General features: G+C 49.3%; 1 protein-coding gene and 1 pseudogene. Both read right to left on the reverse strand.

All coding sequences use genetic code 11. The features are described from left to right. Positions 1-183 (reverse strand): biopolymer transporter ExbD (locus tag AB4585_RS28490; protein WP_372172130.1); only part of this gene is annotated, 183 nt, incomplete at its 3' end. Positions 184-186: 3 nt separating this feature from the next. After that, positions 187-274: pseudogene (locus tag AB4585_RS28495) on the reverse strand (Tol-Pal system subunit TolQ); the annotation flags it as partial.

The raw sequence follows: 274 nt of genomic DNA on the forward strand, positions 1-274 counted from the left end.
GTCTCCAGCAAGTTCTGATGCAGGTGTCGCGCTGTGCGTTTTAGGCAGCTCAACATCCACGCCCTGTGTGACAAACGGCGAGGTCACCATAAAGATAATCAGCAACACCAGCATGACATCAATGTAAGGAACTACGTTGATTTCTGCGGTGAGTTTGCGTTTTTTAGGTTGATAACCCGCCATTGATTAGTTCCTTTCGCTCATCGCTTGACGGTGCAAGATAGCGTGGAACTCTTCAGAGAAGGTGGCGTATGAGTGCTCAAGCTTGCCAACG

The sequence above is a fragment of the Vibrio sp. 10N.222.49.C9 genome, assembly GCF_041474985.1.
Taxonomy (GTDB): domain Bacteria; phylum Pseudomonadota; class Gammaproteobacteria; order Enterobacterales; family Vibrionaceae; genus Vibrio; species Vibrio crassostreae_C.